General features: G+C 38.8%; 12 protein-coding genes. 7 read left to right on the forward strand and 5 right to left on the reverse strand.

The annotated features are described in order from the left end of the window. Positions 1 to 165 precede the first annotated feature (165 nt). Complete coding sequence (mdh, locus tag IQ237_RS17185) at positions 166 to 1,149, forward strand: malate dehydrogenase (RefSeq protein WP_194057268.1); 984 nt, start codon at positions 166 to 168, stop codon at positions 1,147 to 1,149. Between the two features lie 101 nt (positions 1,150 to 1,250). Here mdh and IQ237_RS17190 read toward each other — a convergent pair whose 3' ends face one another. Next, complete coding sequence (locus IQ237_RS17190) at positions 1,251 to 2,906, reverse strand: metallophosphoesterase (protein ID WP_194057270.1); 1,656 nt, start codon at positions 2,904 to 2,906, stop codon at positions 1,251 to 1,253. A 238-nt stretch (positions 2,907 to 3,144) separates the two neighbouring features. On the opposite strand from IQ237_RS17190, the gene IQ237_RS17195 reads away from it, so the two are divergent. Then, the gene (locus tag IQ237_RS17195) at positions 3,145 to 3,978 is read left to right on the forward strand and encodes a carbohydrate ABC transporter permease (protein ID WP_194057272.1); all 834 of its coding nucleotides are present in this window, start codon (positions 3,145 to 3,147) and stop codon (positions 3,976 to 3,978) included. A gap of 233 nt (positions 3,979 to 4,211) precedes the next feature. Here the strand turns inward: IQ237_RS17195 and IQ237_RS17200 are convergent, their stop codons facing one another. Beyond that, entirely contained in the window at positions 4,212 to 8,585 is a 4,374-nt protein-coding gene (locus IQ237_RS17200) for a hypothetical protein (RefSeq protein ID WP_194057274.1), read from the reverse strand. 421 nt (positions 8,586 to 9,006) lie between these two features. Between IQ237_RS17200 and IQ237_RS17205 the strand changes: the two genes are divergently transcribed. The 3 genes from IQ237_RS17205 (at position 9,007) to cobT (ending at position 11,844) form a co-directional block, all read left to right on the forward strand. Beyond that, entirely contained in the window at positions 9,007 to 9,705 is a 699-nt protein-coding gene (locus IQ237_RS17205; RefSeq protein ID WP_194057275.1) for a Crp/Fnr family transcriptional regulator, read from the forward strand. 193 nt (positions 9,706 to 9,898) lie between these two features. Next, on the forward strand, positions 9,899 to 10,633 hold the full coding sequence (locus tag IQ237_RS17210) for a DUF2232 domain-containing protein (RefSeq protein WP_194057277.1): 735 nt from the start codon (positions 9,899 to 9,901) through the stop codon (positions 10,631 to 10,633). Between the two features lie 86 nt (positions 10,634 to 10,719). Next, on the forward strand, positions 10,720 to 11,844 hold the full coding sequence (gene cobT / locus IQ237_RS17215; RefSeq protein ID WP_194057279.1) for a nicotinate mononucleotide-dependent phosphoribosyltransferase CobT: 1,125 nt from the start codon (positions 10,720 to 10,722) through the stop codon (positions 11,842 to 11,844). Here cobT and IQ237_RS17220 read toward each other — a convergent pair. Next, positions 11,821 to 12,204 (reverse strand): hypothetical protein, encoded by a 384-nt coding sequence (locus IQ237_RS17220; protein WP_194057281.1) that lies wholly within the window; start codon positions 12,202 to 12,204, stop codon positions 11,821 to 11,823. The two genes, cobT and IQ237_RS17220, sit on opposite strands and share 24 nt — an antisense overlap. A gap of 453 nt (positions 12,205 to 12,657) precedes the next feature. On the opposite strand from IQ237_RS17220, the gene IQ237_RS17225 reads away from it, so the two are divergent. Next, positions 12,658 to 13,818, forward strand: coding sequence for an extracellular solute-binding protein (locus IQ237_RS17225; protein ID WP_194057282.1), 1,161 nt, complete (start codon positions 12,658 to 12,660; stop codon positions 13,816 to 13,818). Positions 13,819 to 14,282: 464 nt separating this feature from the next. Here IQ237_RS17225 and thrB read toward each other — a convergent pair whose 3' ends face one another. Beyond that, positions 14,283 to 15,185, reverse strand: coding sequence for a homoserine kinase (thrB, locus tag IQ237_RS17230; RefSeq protein WP_375539911.1), 903 nt, complete (start codon positions 15,183 to 15,185; stop codon positions 14,283 to 14,285). Positions 15,186 to 15,369: 184 nt separating this feature from the next. Beyond that, a complete protein-coding gene (locus IQ237_RS17235; protein ID WP_194057286.1) occupies positions 15,370 to 17,055 on the reverse strand; it encodes an NAD(P)H-quinone oxidoreductase subunit 4 in 1,686 nt (561 codons plus the stop codon). A 341-nt stretch (positions 17,056 to 17,396) separates the two neighbouring features. Here IQ237_RS17235 and IQ237_RS17240 point away from each other — a divergent pair. Beyond that, positions 17,397 to 17,509, forward strand: a 113-nt coding sequence (locus IQ237_RS17240; protein ID WP_194053734.1) for a MerR family DNA-binding transcriptional regulator, incomplete at its 3' end; no start/stop codon positions are given.

The raw sequence follows: 17,509 nt of genomic DNA on the forward strand, positions 1-17,509 counted from the left end.
GTAAGAGAGTTTAAGAGATTTTTTGGTTTTGCTGCGGTGATTTTTTCCAAATTGGGATGCTCCCAATTAAATTAGAAATTTAATTTCTAACTTCAGTGGATATCAATATTTACTAATCTACTCTACTATTAGTCAGGAATTGCAATTGTCAAGAAAATATTTCTTATGTCTTATTTACTTTCTTCTCCTGTTTCCTGTAAATCTCCCCGTGTGACTATTGTGGGTGCGGGTAGAGTTGGTAGCACTTTAGCCCAACGCATTGCAGAGAAAAATTTAGCTGATGTAGTATTGTTAGATATTGTCGAAGGAATGCCTCAAGGTTTGGCTTTAGATTTGCTAGAAGCGAGGGGATTAGAATTACATAATCGGCAAATTAGCGGTACTAATAATTATGCAGATACCGCTGATTCTAATATTGTAGTCATCACCGCTGGTTTTCCTCGTAAACCGGGAATGAGTCGGGATGATTTGCTAAAAATCAATGCCAAAATTGTGGTTGAAGCGGCAAAAAATGCGATCGCCTATTCTCCCCATGCTATTTTTATTGTCGTCACTAATCCTTTAGATGTGATGACTTATTTAACTTGGCAAGTTACAGGTTTACCCAGAAATCAAATCATGGGAATGGCTGGAGTTTTGGATTCAGCAAGATTTGAAACTTTCATCGCTTTAGAATTAGGGGTTTTACCTGCGGATGTCAAAGCAATGGTTTTAGGTAGTCACGGTGATTTAATGGTTCCTTTAGCCCGTTATGCTACTGTTAATGGTATTCCGATTACAGAATTATTAGATGCAGAAAAAATTGAAGGTTTAGTACAAAGAACCCGCAACGGTGGCGCTGAAATTGTAGAATTAATGCACACAGGAGGCGCTTTTTTTGCTCCTGCTTCTGCCACTTCTTTGATGATAGAATCTATTTTATTAAATCAGTCTCGCTTATTACCAGTTGCAGCTTATTTACAAGGTGAATATGGTTTAAATGATGTAGTAATTGGTGTTCCTTGTCGTTTGGGATGTGGTGGAGTAGAAAGTATTTTAGAATTGACTCTCAACGATACAGAAAAAGCAGCTTTACAAACTTCAGCTAATTCTGTCAGTAATAATATCAAAAGAGCGCAAGAAATTTTATCTGTGATAGGTGACAGTTGACAGGTGACAGTTGACAGGTGACAGTAATAAGGCAAGAGGCAAAAGGCAAAAGGAAAGAGTTTATTCTTACCAATTATCAATTACCAATTACCAATTACCCATTACCCATTACCAATCACAAATTCATCAAATTTCACAACTTGCGAATCAGGTTTTTTGGTATTAAAGCGATAACTGCTAATAGTACCTGTTCCCGTGTCGAAAATGCTGAAAACTGTAATCTCATTACTTGCAATATAAGGTAAAGGTTTACCATCTTCTCCTAATAATGGCGAAATATTTGGTATAACTGGTTCTAAACCATTAGGATCACCAATTCTGGTATAATCATTTTCTGGATAATTGACGGGAATATCTCGCTTTCTTTCACCCCAAGCAGCACCATAGGAATTACCAACATTAGAAGTTTCTAAAAAGTGCATTCCACTTTCACTAACAAACCTATTCCATAAATGGGAATGTCCATAAAATACTAACTGCACTTTAGCAGCTTCTAATAAAGGAATCACATCCTGAATAATATAATCTGCATTTTTGGGATATTCGTAATTTACAGATTTAATATTTCCTGTTTGATCTTTTTCAATAATTTGCACAGGATTAGTGTAAGCTGGAACAATATTATCACCCAAAGTATGAGGAGGATGATGAAACATGACTACTTTATATTTTGCTTGTTTAAATTCAGGACTTTTTAATTCTTCCTGCAACCAATTATATTGATCACTTCCTTGAAAAATAGGTTCATAAATTAACTGTCCATAACCCCAATTTTCAGGATGATCAAAATCCTTTTCTGGTTCTATATATTTACCTTTCCTCTCGGAATTTAATTGAGGATGTCGCCACATATTTGTAATATACAAAACCACCAAACGGACATCACCAAAAGTAATAGCGTAATAGGTTTTTCCACCTGATTTAGTTTGCTGTAAAGTAAAAATTTCCTCGTAAGTGATAGTATTAAAAGAATTATCTTTTACAGATTTTATACCATACAAATTTTCGGCAACTTCACGGGGAATAGTATCATTAAATTCATCATTTAAACTCTTTGTTCTCTGATATCTTCCCATGACTTCATGATTACCAATACAAGGAAACATAGGAGCATTTTGAATAATTTTCCCACCAGTGTAAGTAACCTTGACACCATCATGAGATTCCATTGTATAATTAGCACGACCTTGTAAACCTGGAAACAAAGCATTTCCGCGATTATCATCAAACCATTCAGAAGCACGATCTGGAACATTAATTAAATCTCCAGCAAACCATACACCGTCAACTCTCCCCACAGTTTCCACCACTTTTTGTAAATTTGCTGCTGTCATCGGTTTTAATTGATGATCAGATGTGAGGAGAATTTTTAAAGGTGTATCGGGTTTTGGAGTAGGTGCAAGAGTAAAAACTTCACTATTAACCTTTTTCCCATCTTCTCGTATACTGGTGACATAATAAGGAACTCGCAGATTAGGAGTTAAACCAGAAACTTCAGCTTCATGTCGCCAAATATCTCTTTTTACAGGTTGTTGATAAACTTGCCCATTTGCCTTTTGATCTGCTACTCTTGATTCTTGATCTTCCCGAACACGACTAAGTTTAGTGGTTTTTGCAATTGAATTTCTCTCAAGTTTATCACCGTAAACAACCAAATGTTTAGCACCTGCAAACTCAGTAAACCAAACTACTCGCACAGAATTTTCTGTTGGTAGTTGTAAAAATGGATCTGTTAATAGTTGCGGTGGTGATATCATAGTTGCTTCTCCCAAAAAACTCACACTTACTACCGTCAAACATATTACCAGAAAAAGTACAATATTTAGGGTATTCTTTATATGCTTAGTCCAAAAACTGAACTCCTACCTTCAAACGGAAAGAAGACTTCTTTTCTTCCTTTGTGTACTTTGCGTACTTTGCGGTTAGTTTAATCAATATCAAAAGCAGCATAACAGATAATTCTTATTACTTTGCGTCTTTGAGTGAGAAAAAAATATGAACATCCAAAAATCAAATCGGCAAATTTTCATTATATACGGATTATTGACAGCGATCGCACTCCTCACCCTTTTTCCCTTATTATGGCTCATTAGTACAGCATTAAAATCACCAACAGAAAATCTTTTACAATCTCCACCACAATTATTACCCCTTAAACCGACTTTAAATAACTTCACTCGTGTTTGGCAATCTTTACCCTTTGGGCAATATTTATATAACAGTATTTTCGTGTCTTTCTTGACTGTAATTTTGAATTTGTTGTTTTGTTCTTTAGCAGCTTATCCTTTAGCCAGATTATCATTTGTGGGACGGAATGGAATTTTTATTGCTATTGTTTCTACCATTATGATTCCCTTTCAAATAGTGATGATTCCCTTATATATTTTGACAGTGCAGCTAGGATTAACAAATAGTTATTTAGGGATGATTTTTCCCAGTTTAGCTTCTGCTTTTGGCATTTTTTTATTAAGACAAGCTTTTATGGGAGTGCCTAAAGAAATAGAAGAAGCAGCCCGCATGGATGGCAGTTCTGAGTTAGGATTATGGTGGTTTGTGATGTTACCCGCTATTAAACCAGCACTAATAACTCTGGCTATTTTTGTATTTATTGGTGCTTGGAGTGACTTTTTATGGCCGTTAATTGTTATCCAAGATGAGAGTTTATATACTTTACCCTTGGGAGTGGCTAAATTAGCAGGTACATTTTCTTTAGATTGGCGATTAGTAGCAGCTGGATCTGTAATTTCTATTGCTCCAGTTTTGCTGTTATTTCTCTTTTTACAAAGGTTTATTGTCCCTACAGATACAGGTAGCGGTGTTAAAGGATAATTGACAATTGATAATTGATAATTGATAATTGATACTTGTTTCATTCAAGGCTTAAAACCTCTCCCTTCAAGGGAGAGGTAATTGTCAATTTTTCATTGTTAATTGTCCATTATTGAATAATTTTGGATTTTGGATTTTGGATTGTTTTTGTTATCTCCAATCTAAAATCTAAAATCTAAAATTTTCCTCCCTGTTCCCTGTTCCCACAAAAAGACTTTTTCAGCAAACCCTATTTATTGGCTAACAGTTGAGACAAAGTTAACCGCTAAAGGTTCTTCTAGTGATTGTAAAGAACTAGCTTTGATAGCATCCAAATAACGACGCAACAACAAAAGTTGTTGAGAATTGGGACGATATGTGAGATTTCCTTGTTTTTGAAACAATGGTGCGGAGGCGATCGCCTGATAATCAGGATTTTCCTGAGAAGTTTTTGCCAACCACAGAGAATTTAAAGATGTTTGCCCTGAAAGATGTTTATCATCCGGCTCTGGTAAGGTTTCAGCAGCAACAGTAGGTATTAAACCAGCAGGTAGTTCACCTTCCAAGAAAGCCAGCAAACGCTGTTGACAAATGCGGGTATTGATGCCACGATTCTCAAACAATTGCAGAATTTCACCAAAAGATAGAGAACGCATGGTTTCACCACCTGAGCTATGCGGTAAAATTTTCAGCAATTCCGAAAACAAGAAGTAATCTGTATACTGTTGTTTAGGTACTTCTAAAACCTGGGGATGTAGAGGTAAAGTAGCCAACCCATAAGCCACCCGACTACATTTAGGAGCGCCATTTTCACCCAGATATAAATCCTGAATAATTTTGGCATTGGGAAGTTTTTGTCTTAACCAACGGTTGACTGTAGCAATGGCGGCTACCCCACCAGAAACAATCGCCTGATCAACAGCTTCTGTAGGAATACCACGAGCTACTAATAATTTATTCAGTTCCCGGTTGAGACGACGTATGTAGGGGACAAAAACCTGAGTTTCCAAATCTCGTCGCTGCAATATCCAGCACTGATCTGCTAATTCCAGAGTGAAAGATTCTTGATGTTGCAAAATCAGCTTCAGAGCCAGAGCAGCATCTAACAATCCTTGTCCCAACAAAGAACTTTCCAACTTTTGCTGTAAGCGGATACGGGAAAGTAGATCCGGTTCTCCAACTCGTGGTAGTTCTAACGCTTCCAAACTCAAACTAGACCATTGTATCTGGTCTAAACCAGGAATTGAGGGTTGCCAATGCCAAGAATTACTACTAGAAATGCTACTGTTAACTTTTGACCTCCCACGAAGTTGACGAGATTTTGGTGGTAGTAGCAACTGACAAATAATATCCTGCTCCATAGCCTTACCAGCATAGGCAAAACTGTGAAGCATAAAATCTCTGTATGTTAATTGACTCAAATCTGCCGGTAAATCAACCAACGCCATCTCTGTAGCAGTAGCACCAATATTTAGAGCCAGGGTTGTACCCCCATGGAAATTTTCACTGGTTTTTAAAGGACGCAAACCTTGATGATCATGCAACTGTACTGAAGGAGAATTGCTAGGATTAAGTTCTGGCAGCAAACTAGCGATCGCCTCCTCCACAAAAAATATCTCTTGGGGATGGGAAACAAGCTGACTAGCCAATATTGCTTCCCGCACATTAAAACGATATTGTTCAGACCAACTAGAAGGACAACTACAAACAACACCGGCAATATTATTCATAATCTCAGAGAAAACTTGAGTATCTATCCCCACACCATGAGCAATTAAAGCCGGAGTTGTACTTGTTTGATCCGATTTGAGAGTTAACAGTAATTTAGAGAGCGATCGCACCACCCACATCAAAGGACCTGCGGAAAATTCATTTAACTGCAACACAGGTTCCCATTTTTGCTGCTTAGTTCTATAGGAAATCCCTATGTCTAAAAAAGGCTTTAAATGAGCAGAGGAAAGATTTTGTTTCGGTGCTGTTGTGGAGTGAGTTTTATCCTGTGCCACCACCGCAGGTGTTGTCTGCTCTCTATTTTCTCTGCTTTCCGTGTCTGAATGAGGTATGGAAGCCGTAGGTAAATAAACTTCTGCCGGTAAACGAAAAGATTGCTCAAAAGCAGTATTACCTGATGGATTTTCTGTTGACCAGTAAATCGGATACACAACCAACTGCGAACGATTCAACAACGCTGCGGAAATCCCAGTTGTACCCAAATCAATTCCTAAATACCAAACAAAGTTTGGGTCGTTGACTCTCAACACAGAATTATCACTTAACTTGTCATCTCCCAGCAAAGCAACTTCTGGTGCAGAATTTGTGACTTCCTTTTTTTTTTCAGTTTGCGGACTTTGCGGACTATTCAAATTAGAAATAGCAGCTAATGGGATATTTTCTGTTGCTGTGCTGCTAGGAGATTCCATCAACTGCATTCCTGTATCCAGGATATCCTGGAGAATATTCTGACCTTCAGATACCGAATCCTGCAAACTTTCTACATTCGTTGTCTGTTGCGATTCAGAATTTAACCGCCAATCAAAATTGGCTAAATCTCGATCCAATTGCTGCAACTGCTCTTCATGTAAAACAATATTCGGTATACCTTGCGTCTCTGTATTCGTATTATCCAAAGACAGTAAATTTTCCTGTGGTGAAGCCAGAATATAAGCAGATGCTAAATTTTGTGTATCTGTCGATTCTTCTACAGGAGAGCTAACTATGGGAGTCTCTAGTTCTGTCGTGTCTGGATGATCATCAACAGCTAAAGCTTCTGTAACTTGTTCTTCACCGAAGACATCAACTAGCAAGTCCGTCAGGACTGTGATTGTATCACTACTATCTGGATGAAAGTTCAGTAATGTAGGAGTGCTGGCAAATTCAGCTTGTGATTGCGTATCCTCTGGCAACAAGGATTTTTCCCATAAATCAGATGATGCTGGTTCTGTGATTTCTACAACCATACCCGCATTTTCAGGTGGAAAATTGTTACTCTGCTCAAAAATATTTAAATCCTCTTGCTCTACACTCTCTGACGACACCTGCACATTAAGCTCTTGTGCTTCTTCTTGTGCTTCTGAAATAATTGGTGATGCTGACATACTTTCACCACTCTCAGCAGTGTTATCTACCTCACTTGTCACCACTGGCATAGCAGTAGATTCTGTAGTCGATTTAATCCTATCTGCACCACCAAACAAACTCGCATAAAGTTCATCTACTTCATCAACACTCTCTGACTGAGTTTCATCAGGGGTGGTAAAAGAAGCAGCAACTGAACTTGAAGGCTCATCTGACCTCAGTTGTAACAGCACTGCCTCCAAATTCTCCACAATCTCAGGTTCTTGAGTGTCCGCAGTCACAGTATCCTGAATTAAATCTTCATCATTCTCTGATGGAGATTCATCAGAACTAATATTAGAACTCATAAAACTATCAACTGCTGAAACTGGTGGTTGTTGTGCAGTCAGTTGTGACAACACTGCATCCAAATTTTCCACAATCTCAGGTTCTTGAGTGTCCGCAGTCACAGTATCCTGAATTAAATCTTCAGCATTCTCCGGTTGAGATTCATTAGAACTAATATGAGAACTAATAAAACTGTCAACTACTGAAACTGGTGGTTGTTGTGCAGTCAGTTGTGACAGCACTGTATCCAGATTTTCCACAGTTTCAGATTCCGGTGTTTGGGTAGCAATAGTATCCTGAATTAATTCCTCAGCAATAGAAGAAACAGGTTGTACTTCTGTTTCAGAATCTAACCCAAAGGTTAAAGGTGGAGCATCTGGGGATTGTGTTTGTAAAGTCTGATGCAAATTATTCAGAAAATTTGCCATCAACTGTTCACCTTGCAACCCCTGACTGTGCATTCTTGCCAGTGCTTGGGATAAAGACTGATAATAAGTGTTAATGTTACGCTCTAATGCCCCAAAGATAACGTTAACAGTTCCATCTAGTGATAGTAAACGTTGATCCAACTCCTTGTCCAAACTAGCTAACCTTTCTAACCTTTCGACGGATTCCACAACAGGTTGAAGAGCAAAGTTGCTGACTTCTTGCTTAGTTTCACCTGTAGTCAAACTAGAAGAATTAGCTGCATTTCTTGTTAAATATGGAATTAAATTTGGCACTAAACGACTGACTAACACTTGCAGAAATTCGCTAATTATCTGCTCTTGGGTGGCCAACTGCTGTGTTAAGGAATAGTTTTGCAGTCGCTTTTGCTCTAGCTGTCTAATTTCCTGGACAAGAGAAGCTCTTTCTTGCAACAGACTTGATAATTCTGCTTGCAATGGTTGAAGCACAACCGCAATTTCATCTTTTAATTGTTCTGCTGTAAAATTAGCCTGTGGCTGTTGGGATTGATAAGACTGTGATGCAGCTTGGTTATGCTCCTGCTCCACATATCGCGCCAACAAAGATGACAGTGGTGGTGTCTGTGATTGCTCCACAGGCGTTTCTTCTGGTGTCTCACTTTCATTGAGTTTGACAAGAAACTCACGCACTCGCTGTAAAACATCTCTCTCTTCTTGTCCCTGACCAGACAGCAGTTTTGATAGGGGATTACCACTATTGGCAAGCAAGTTGTCAATATCTGCAATCAGTTTGTGAATTTCATCTTTACGGGAAGTCACGTTAAATTACCTTAGCTAGAAATGTACTGTGATGTTTAGGGTAATTAAATTTACAGAAGCACTGGTTGACCAAATTTATTGCTCGTACTTCTGACGGCAATTATGTTATGAATCACTCAGAGATGCAACTTGATCTAGATGATTAGCTTAGTTTTTAGGTAGTTCGCCAAATTTTGCGTTAGGTTAAGGTAAAATCAAAATTTGATCGATGGTTTAGTGGTGGCAGGGAGGTAAGCCTGGTGTATTTAATCAGCAAATACTAAGAGACAGTAAAAATTGTTGAGAAAAAATTATATTGTCGTTTTCTTGTGTAACATAGTTTAGTCTCCTCTTTGAAAGCGGCTGTAATAATTTGATAGGTAAGGCTAAAAATACTGATCTTACTTGTTCTGTTCATAGCAGCTTAAATAAATATGTCCTAATGGAAGACCGATATAGCTTGCAGACATCCGCTCAAAACTTGATCACTTCAGCACCCTTTTTTCAAGGTTTGCCTGAATCTATTGTAGAAACAGCCCTCACCAATCTTGTTACCCGTATCCACCCAGCCAACCAAGTGATCCTGCTAGAAAATGACTGGGGTGGTTCAGTATATTTTATTTTAGAGGGATGGGTAAAAATACGTACATACAATTTAGAAGGAAAAGAGGTAACACTAAACATTATTGGGCATGGGGAATTATTTGGAGAAATGGCGGCACTAGATGAAGTTCCCCGTTCCACTGATGTCATCACTCTTACCCCAACCATGATCGGCAGTATGCCTGCTCAAGATTTTGTCAAATTGTTACAAACAGAACCTTTAGCGGGAATGAGATTATCCCAATTAATGGCGCGACGATTAAGACAAGTAAATCGTCGTTTGCGTCTGCGAGAATCAGATAGTCAATCACGGGTAGCAGATACTTTGCTATTTTTAGCAGAGGGACAGGGTAAGATAGGAGAAACAGGTACAGAAATTCCTAATTTACCCCATCGAGAATTGAGCAGTTTGAGTGGACTGGCACGGGAAACAGTTACACGCGTACTGACAAGGTTAGAAAAAAAAGGCTTGATTATCCGGGAACAAGATGTCATCTGTATCCCCGATGTAGTAGCTTTGGAAAAAATGATCATTTAATAGGGAATAGGGAATAGGGAACAGGGAATAGGGAATTGGTAATACAATTTTGGATTTTGGATTTTGGATTATTTTTGTCAAATCCAATCTAAAATCTAAAATCTAAAATTTTCTTCACCCATCACCAATCACCAATCACCAATCACCAATCACCAAGCAAAACAGATATGATAGGTGTTAAAACAAACATGATATGAGTATTTTAGATTCTCTGCCAGATGAACCGAGAGAAGATCCATCACCTGAATCATTAACTCCTGGTAATCAGTCAGATCAACACCAACAATTACAGCGCCCCCAACTTAAAGTTGATGCTCCTTTGAGGATGGTGGAAACGGCGTTTTTAGCCAGTACCTCTAGTTTAATTTGGTTTATTAATTTCTATTTTCCCTTGGGTCCGGTTTTACGGATGTTTTTCCCTTTACCCATTGCTTTAGTTTATTTGCGCTGGGGTAAACGTGCTGCTTGGATGGCTGCGCTAACATCTGGGTTACTGTTGGCGGTGCTGATGGGACCTGTTCGCAGTATGTTATTCGTGATGCCTTTTGGTTTGATGGGTGTACTGTTAGGAGCAACTTGGCATCGTCGTGTACCTTGGATTGTGTCAATTACTTTAGGTATGCTCCTGGGTACTTTGGGTGTGTTTTTCCGTCTGTGGTTACTGTCGGTTTTATCTGGTGAAGATTTGTGGGTTTATGTGATTAACCAGGTGACAGAAATTATTGAATGGATATTCCTGAAAATGCAAATATTAGCAACTCCCAATGTGTTTGTTGTTCAGGTGGGGGCGATGCTTTTGATTGCATTCAACAACTTGATTTATTTGTTTGTGGTACATCTGGTAGCATGGTTACTTTTGGATCGTCTGGGAAATCCTATCCCCCGTCCCCCACGTTGGGTACAAATCTTATTGGATTATGAAGGTTAATTAATAATTGATAATTGATAATTGATAATTGATAATTGATAATTCATAAACTCCTGTCTGTTCCCTATTCCCTGTTCCTAATGACAATGATTAAAATTTATACCCAAATTGAACAGGGTGAAGCATGGCTCAAACGTTATTATGGTAGTTTACCTATTTTCGCCTGTGTTTTAGGTTTTACAGAAACTTGTTTGATTCCTGGTATTTCTGCGGCTGGTTTGACTCCAGAGGATAGAAAATATACTGCTTGTGCTGATGCGGAATTTTTGTATTATGGTGCTGCCCATCAGCCTAAATACCCTTTACCACCTTTGACTGCTGGCGCTTCCCCGGTGCTAATTTCTCGTGCTGTGGTGGAAGAACTAAAAATACCAGTTTATTTGTTTAATGCGGGTTTACACTTAATTCCGGCTGTACCATTAATTGATTTGGGAGGCACGACTGCCAGGTGTTTAAGTACAGGTGCAGCTATGGAAATAGCCACAGTTAAACATTTGCTGGAACAAGGTTTACTTTGGGGTGATCAACTCGGTGCTAAACACTCTCAGGGATATCTAATTTTAAGTGAGTGTGTTGTGGGTGGTACTACAACTGCTTTGGCAATTTTAACTGGTTTAGGTATTGATGCGGCTGGAAAAGTTAATAGTAGTCATTCTGTTTGTAATCATGCACAAAAGTGGGCTGTAGTACAAGCAGGTTTGGAAAAACGCCACAATTTTACAGATCCTCTGGAACTGGTGGCAGCGGTAGGTGATCCCATGCAGGTGGTGGTAGCTGGGATGGCGATCGCTGCTAGTCGGCGTTGTGGGGTTTTGCTGGCTGGTGGTACACAAATGCTGGCTGTTTATGCTTTACTGCAAGCGATCGCTCAAGCTTACTCTTTATCTTGGCAACCAGAAGCTATTATCGTCGGTACAACTCGTTGGGTAGCAGAAGACACTACCGGGGCTACAGTTGACTTAGCCCTCAGCTTGGGTAAAAACAACTTTAGTTGGGGTAAAATCACTCCTCCCCTACTAGCTACACAATTAAGTTTTGCTGATTCTCGTTATCCCCAACTCCAAGCTTATGAGCAGGGTTTTGTCAAAGAAGGTGTTGGTGCTGGAGCAGCGTGTCTAGCGGCCTATCTCAGTCAAAATTGGCAGCAAGAACAACTTTTAACAGCTATTGAAGCCCAAATTATGCAATTAATGAATTCGTTGCCTCATTAATTGTTCTTCTAAAGCAGCAATACGATTGTAGGCCGCTGTTAATTGCGCTGTTAGTCGTTGAATTTGAATTTCTGGCGTTATTAGCTTATCTCCAGCTTGCATATTCATATCTGGATAAATGCCATCTATCAATATATCCTTATGTTCCAAATGTTCCAAATCAGAATTGAAAGTAATCTGTGGTTTGAAGTTGAACATTTCCAGTTCATGATTTTCTAGATAATTATCTTTTGGCTGTTTTTGCTCTAAAAAGCAATCAGTCAAACCCTGAGACAGTTTCCTGTCAAGGTTTTCAATCACCTGGTATAGAGCATCTACTTTCTGGCTCAAAGTCAGTATCTGTGTTTGCAGTGAGTCCATTTAATACCTTTATTCCCAAATAGTGTTTCTATGTTATTCAATTTACTGGCAATGTTAAAAATACTTATGATTTATTTAATCTTTGATATTTTCCTTGGTAGGTTGTGAAAGAGATTACTAATTATATATGTACATCAATAAAATCTATCCATATCACTCAAATATTTATTAATAAATTGAAGTATTAGGGGGCATTGCTCACCAACACTGATGGGAAAGTTACAAGATGTGAATATTGCTATACGCAAGATTGTACTAAAAAGCTGATTCTTGTTTAGGGGTAATTCATGAATTCCTCCTACTTTCGTTCTATTTTGCGTAAGTCCTGCTAATAATCAGTTACAATTTGTTATCATCGGTTTCTAAAGATACAGGAGTGAGATATTGTTATTTTATTAGCAAATTTTGCTCCTATGGTTAAGATTATGTTGATAGCCCTAGAGTTGAAAATAAATGGATCGACGGTTTTTTTTACTAGGTACAAGCGGTATGATAGTTTCCCAAATGTTAATTGGGTGTAACCGCGAAAATGAGTCACAGTTCAAAGTACAGGTTTTAAAAGGTTCTATACCTGGACACGTTGTTAATCAATTTCGCAAAACTGTACAGTCAGAGGTAAATTTAAAGTTTGTCCCTGTTAATCAAATTTATGATTTATTTAAACAGTTACAAACTTGGCAACAACCAGACGCTAATAACAAAGAAGGATGGAGTCGTTTGATTCCATTTAGGCAAAATCAAAAAGTTACTAAATCTGACTTAGTAACATTAGGAGATTATTGGCTAAAAGCAGCTATTGAACAGAAACTAATTCAACCATTGGAAACAGAAAAAATTAAACAATGGTCAACTTTAAATCCCAAATGGCAACAACTGGTAAAAAGGGATGATCAAGGAAATATAGATCCACAAGGTAAGGTTTGGGCTGCACCTTATCGCTGGGGTAATACAGTAATTGTTTATAATCGGGAAAAGTTGCAACAATTTGATTGGCAACCAAAAGATTGGAGTGATTTATGGCGCAGTGAGTTGCGATCGCGCATTTCCTTACTGAATAATTCCAGAGAAGTCATTGGTTTGGTATTAAAGAAACTCGGAAAATCCTATAATACAGAAAAGCTGGCAGAAATTTCCTCTTTAGAAACAGAATTACAAACATTAAATCAACAAGTAAAATTCTATGATTCCACTACCTATCTAGAACCGCTAATTATGGGAGATACTTGGTTAGCTGTGGGTTGGTCAAATGATGTCATACCTGTACTCAGTCGTTATCCCAAGCTTAATGCTATCATTCCCCAATCAGGAACAGCAATTTGGGCTGACTTATGGGTAAAACCAGCAGGAGTTGAGCAAAGCAATTTATCATCCGAATGGATTAATTTTTGTTGGCAACCAAATATAGCTAAAGAAATTACTATATTGACTAAAACTAACACACCTATTCCCATAAATATTGCTGCCTCTGATATTTCCCAACCATTACAAAACCTATTATTAACGAATCAGGAATTGTTGGAGAAAAGCGAATTTATTCTCCCATTATCAGCAGCAGCAACACAGCAATATGAATCTTTATTTAAGAAAATGAAAAATCCAGGCAGTATAATTTAATTAGGGTTTGCTGAATAAAGGCAAAAGCCAGATATAAGACTCATATTTGGGGGATGCGGAATAAATCAAAGGTTTAAGGCTCATAAAAAAGACGGTAGGTGCTTTCGTTGTAGCATCTTGAGTCTGAAAAACCTTGCACTTTTCTGGGCGGACAGAAATGAAAAAATGTCTTTAATTCTCCTCCTGACTCCTGACTCCTATTCCCTCACGAAAAGACTTTCTGAGCGACCCCTAATTAGGGTTTGCTGAAAAAGTTATCTGTGAAGGACCAGTGACAGGTGAGAGTTTCAAGAGTTGGATAGGAACGATTTTTTCTTTAAGTAGGAATTAAGTGCAAGGTTTTTCAGTTGCCACCTCAGAAAAGCTTGCACTTTTTGAAAGTCAAAATAGCTAAAACCTTTTACCTGTAAAGTTTTCGGATTTATTCATCAGCAAGCCCTAATTACCCATTATAAAATCAACGCTTACAAAATAACTGCCCCTTGCACATCAATGGGGAGCGATCGCACATGAGAAGTAATTCCCTCTTGCTTCCAAGCATTAGCCATCGCAGTTACTACAGCTTGTGTATGTAAATTATCAGTCAAAGCTAAAAGCGTGGGTCCTGCACCACTAATAACCATCCCATAAGCACCAGCAGCTAAAGCAGAAGTTTCTACATCATCATAACCAGGAATCAAAGCCTTGCGATAGGGTTGATGTAATTTATCTTGCAAAGCAGCTTTTAACCATTCTTCCCGACTCGTTGCCAAAGCCCGCAACAACAAACCCAAATGAGCAGCATTAAAAATCGCATCAGCCCGACTTATTTCCGTAGGTAAAACCTTACGTGCTTCCGAAGTTGATAACTCAAAATCAGGAATTGCCACCACAGGTATAATATCTTTGTGCCAAGTCAGATCACAAATTTTCCAACCATTCAAACCAGTGGCCGCTAAACGACATCCACCCAAAAAAGCAGGAACAACATTATCAGGATGTCCTTCCATTGCGATCGCCAATTCCATTACCTGCATATCAGACAACGGCGAACCCGCTAACGCATTACCAGCAACCAACCCACCCACAATAGCAGTAGCAGAACTTCCCAAACCCCGCGCCAAAGGTACACCCAACTTAATCTCTATTTTCACAGAAGGCGGAGTTTCTTGGATATGCTCATATAACTTCACAAAAGCCTGATAAAGCAGATTACTTTCATCAGTTTGCACCTTATCCGCTTCCGTCCCAGAAACCTGAATCACCAAACCGCCATCATTGCGAGTAAACTTAAATTGATTGTGTAGTTGCAAAGCCGCACCGATGCAGTCAAAACCGGGACCCAAATTAGCAGTAGTAGCAGGAACTTGAACAGTAACAGTAGACATGGTGAACAATTAAAAATTAAAAATTAAAAATTAAAAAAGGGGTGCTTTATTAGCATCCCATATCAAGAGGCAATTTTTTCATCACCAGAAAATATTACACAAGAAGGCAGGAGTACAGGAGTTCAGGAGATTTTTTTCTTGCCTTTTTACTGTCACCTGTCACCTGTCACCTGTCACCTATTATTTACTTCACAGTCGCCAAAACCGAGTTCACCTCAACATCAGCAATATTCGGAGTTAAGAAACCTGCATAAATACCAGGCTTAGTTTCAGAAATCACAGTGTAAGATTGACGTACCTGGGCATTAATAGCCACAGTTGTAGCGTCATACATCTGCATCGCCACTTTAGGATAGAAACCAATACCGATAATTAAAACGAGAAAACAGGCTGCAATAAACACTTCACGGGGTCTAGCATCAGTGTAAAGTGATTGACCTGGTAATAAACAATCAGTACCAAAACAAGCAGTACCTTCATCTTCCAGGTTTTCCGAACCTCCATTATTGATATCACAAATCAATGCTGCATCCTTACCATAAAATACCTGACGCAGCATAGAAAGTAGATAAATAGGTGTGAGGATAACGCCCACAGCGGCGAGGAAAACTGTCACTGTGCAGAAAGTGGAACTATAAACATCACTGGTTGTTACACCCACAAACACCGAGAGTTCACCCACAAAACCACTCATACCGGGTAAAGCCAGAGATGCCATTGCACCTATAGTAAACAACGCAAACACCACAGGCATGGCTTGTCCAATACCACCCATATCCTTCATCACCATTGTATGGGTGCGGTCGTAGGTGACACCTGCCAGGAAGAATAACACGGAGGCGATTAAACCATGTGATATCATTTGCAACATAGCCCCATTCATCCCTAAATCGGTGAAGGAAGCTAAACCTAGCAGTACAAAACCCATGTGAGAGATAGAAGAAAAGGCTAAACGCCGTTTCATGTTAGTTTGGGCAAAGGAGTTTAACGCACCATAGATAATATTGACCACACCGAGAATAGCTAGAACTGGTGCAAAGTAAATATGGGCATCGGGTAAAAGCTGCATATTCAGGCGAATTAAACCATAACCGCCCATTTTCAGTAACACACCTGCCAAAATCATAGATACAGGGGAAGATGCTTCACCGTGGGCATCTGGCAACCAGGTATGTAAGGGGAAAATCGCCAACTTCACCCCAAAGGCAACAAACAAACCTGCATAAAGCAGTAATTGTAAACCGAGAGGATAACTTTTAGTAGCTAAGTCACTGATATCAAAACTGAGAACACCGTCACCTTGTAAACCCATTGCTAGGGCGGCTACTAAGATAAATATAGAAGCTGCTGCGGTATATAGTATAAATTTGGTTGCGGCGTAGCGTCGTTTTTGACCACCCCAAATGGAAACTAATAGATATACAGGGAGTAGTTCTACTTCCCATGCGATGAAAAATAACATCAGGTCTTTGGCAACAAACACCCCTATTTGTGCCGAATATAGCACCAACATTAAAAAGTAAAATAGGCGTGGTCTGCGGTCAACTTGCCAAGCTGAAAATATAGAAAGGGTGGTGACAAAACCTGCTAAAAGTACCAAAGGCGCAGAAATACCATCCACTGCCACAGACCAGTTTAGTCCCAGGGTAGGCATCCAAGCATAATTTTCTATTAGTTGGAAACTCGCATCAGCAGGATTGTAATGTGTCCAGAAAGCATAGCACATTAACGCAAAGTCAGCGATACCCACACCTAAGGCATACCAACGGACAAGTTTACCGTCTTTATCAGGTAGTACAGGAATCAGAAAGGATGCAAGGAGAGGGAGGAGGATAATCGCGGTCAGCCAAGGAAATTGTTCCGCCATCATGTCAATAGAGAAAAATACTTATTTGTGTAATGATGACATTGTACTAAACTTTGTAACAATTTCTTTATAAATTTTTACCTTTGGTTGGTATAGAGAGAATAAATACCTAGAAAATTCCTATGCTAAGGATTGATCAGGGTATATATGGCTGATATGATAAGATTTAGTTATGTTATGAGTTGTATGAGTTGCGATCGCACTATTAAATTATTAAGTTAAATCTATTAAATCCATGACAGAGATTCAATTAGTCACAGAAGGTCTTTATAATCAAGATCAGTACCTATGGTTAGAGCTTGTCCTAAGTTGACAATTTAATAGACAAACCTATGAGTGACTTTATGTTTAAACCTCATGAATTTGCTAAAAAAATCGGAGTTTCAGTCAAGACCTTGCAAAGATGGGATGTTGAAGGAAGACTTCCAGCCAAAAGAACATTGTCGGGGCATCGTTT

The sequence above is a fragment of the Sphaerospermopsis sp. LEGE 08334 genome (genome assembly GCF_015207205.1).
In the GTDB taxonomy this organism is placed as follows: Bacteria; Cyanobacteriota; Cyanobacteriia; order Cyanobacteriales; family Nostocaceae; genus Sphaerospermopsis.

What these genes read in the sequence shown, in the direction of transcription:
- mdh (WP_194057268.1), top strand. Translation starts at nt 166, where the DNA reads ATGTCTTATTTACTTTCTTCTCCTGTTTCCTGTAAATCTCCCCGTGTG.
- IQ237_RS17190 (WP_194057270.1), bottom strand. Translation starts at nt 2,906, where the DNA reads ATGATATCACCACCGCAACTATTAACAGATCCATTTTTACAACTACCA.
- IQ237_RS17195 (WP_194057272.1), top strand. Translation starts at nt 3,145, where the DNA reads ATGAACATCCAAAAATCAAATCGGCAAATTTTCATTATATACGGATTA.
- IQ237_RS17205 (WP_194057275.1), top strand. Translation starts at nt 9,007, where the DNA reads ATGGAAGACCGATATAGCTTGCAGACATCCGCTCAAAACTTGATCACT.
- IQ237_RS17210 (WP_194057277.1), top strand. Translation starts at nt 9,899, where the DNA reads ATGAGTATTTTAGATTCTCTGCCAGATGAACCGAGAGAAGATCCATCA.
- cobT (WP_194057279.1), top strand. Translation starts at nt 10,720, where the DNA reads ATGATTAAAATTTATACCCAAATTGAACAGGGTGAAGCATGGCTCAAA.
- IQ237_RS17220 (WP_194057281.1), bottom strand. Translation starts at nt 12,204, where the DNA reads ATGGACTCACTGCAAACACAGATACTGACTTTGAGCCAGAAAGTAGAT.
- IQ237_RS17225 (WP_194057282.1), top strand. Translation starts at nt 12,658, where the DNA reads ATGGATCGACGGTTTTTTTTACTAGGTACAAGCGGTATGATAGTTTCC.
- thrB (WP_375539911.1), bottom strand. Translation starts at nt 15,185, where the DNA reads ATGTCTACTGTTACTGTTCAAGTTCCTGCTACTACTGCTAATTTGGGT.
- IQ237_RS17235 (WP_194057286.1), bottom strand. Translation starts at nt 17,055, where the DNA reads ATGATGGCGGAACAATTTCCTTGGCTGACCGCGATTATCCTCCTCCCT.